Source organism: Pseudomonas sp. (assembly GCF_002796985.1).
Classification (GTDB): Bacteria; Pseudomonadota; Gammaproteobacteria; order Pseudomonadales; family Pseudomonadaceae; genus Pseudomonas.
In genome coordinates this window covers 1-1,677 of sequence record NZ_PEKX01000031.1, presented here as the reverse complement: position 1 = coordinate 1,677, position 1,677 = coordinate 1, and the positions used below count along the sequence as shown (strand labels likewise).

Genomic DNA, 1,677 nt, shown 5'->3' with positions numbered 1-1,677 from the left:
GGCCCAGACCGTGTAAAAACGCAGCGGGTGATGAAGAGCTGGTTATTGGATTGCTTTAGCGGTGCCCAGAGGCGCTATAAGCTTCTGACATGTCGATCCGACTCATTCAGCTGATTCAGGCAAGTACGGTTTCCGCGATGCTGCGCAACGAGTTCAGAGGCCGCCAATGGGCTTTCAGGCCTTCATTGCCGCTATCAGCGCACTATTGCCCAGCAGGTTCAGCACCCGTTTGAAGTTGTAGGCGAGCACATGCAGGCTCATTTCCGTGCTTACCCTGTCGAGCGTCTTGGTGAGGAAATGGGTGGCGCCCATCCAGGCCTTCAATGTGCCGAAAGGATGCTCCACTGTCTGGCGGCGGATGCGCATCATCTCCGGTGCCTGATCCAGACGGGACTGCATCGCGTCGAGCACCGACTCATGTTCCCAGCGACTCACCCGCCGCTGTGCGCTCGGTGTGCACTGCTCCTTCAACGCACAGCCCTGGCAATTCGAACTCCAGTAACGGTGCAGCTTCAGCCCTTTCTCGACGCTTGAGAAACGCCAAATCAGGCTTTGCCCAGCAGGGCAGCAGTACTCATTCTTGGCTGCGTCATAGATGAAATCACCTTTGCCAAAGCGGCCTGCCGCTGTCGCGCCCGACGTCAGCGCCTTGGGTACGAAAGCGGTGATTCCAGCTGCCTGGCAGGCCAGGATTTCTTCGCCTTTGAAGTACCCCCTGTCGGCGACCACCGAGAGTTCCTCGACGCCTATGGCCTCTCGCGCCTGCTTGGCCATGGTGCTCAGTTGATCTCGATCGACGCCGTCGTTCGTGACCTCATGGGTCACGATTAGATGGTGCTTCGCGTCGACTGCTGCCTGCACGTTGTAGCCGACCATTCCTGTACCACGCGTCTTCATTGAACGCGAATCGGGATCAGTCAGGGAAATCTGTTTGTCCGGTGCGTCGTTGAGCTGAACTTCGATTTCCTTGAGCTCCTGCATCTTGGCTTTCAAGGTCTCGATCTTGTCGCGGAGGCGTTCGGCTTTGACCTGGGCAACGGCAGGCTCCTGACGATCTGCAGTATCGAGCGCCGTCAGGTAACGATTAATGCTCGACTCGATCTCCTCCATCCGACGTTTCAGCTTGGCACTGGTGAAGTTGCGGTCGCGATTGTTGACCGCCTTGAACTTGCTGCCGTCGATAGCCACTAGCGCTTCGGAGAACAAACCGAGCTGCTGGCACAGCACCACGAATTGCCGGCAGACACCACGAATGGCTTTGCCGTTGTCCTTGCGGAAGTTGGCGATGGTCTTGAAGTCCGGCGTCAGACGTCCGGTCAGCCACATCAATTCGACGTTGCGCTGGGCCTCGCGCTCAAGCCGGCGACTGGATTGGATGCGATTGAGATAGCCGTAGATATAGAGCTTCAGCAGAACGGCAGGGTGGTACGCGGGGCGACCGGTTTCTGCCGGGACGATACCGTCGAAGCCCAGCCTGCCGAGATCGAGTTCATCGACGAACACATCGACTACTCGAACCGGGTTGGTGTCCGCGACGTAATCATCCAGGCTCTCGGGCAGTAGCGTGGTTTGGCCTCGATATTCGCCCTGGATGAAACGCTTCATGGAGTGCCCCCGCTATGAAACCCACCGGCAGCATAGCAAGGGCACTGGCCACGTTTTTACACAGTCTGGGCC

Annotated in this window: 1 protein-coding gene; it reads right to left on the bottom strand. The window is 58.0% G+C overall.

The features are described from left to right. Positions 1-174 precede the first annotated feature (174 nt). Positions 175-1,605, bottom strand: coding sequence for an IS1182 family transposase (locus CTR55_RS27345; protein ID WP_290818480.1), 1,431 nt, complete (start codon positions 1,603-1,605; stop codon positions 175-177). Between the last annotated feature and the right edge of the window lie 72 nt (positions 1,606-1,677).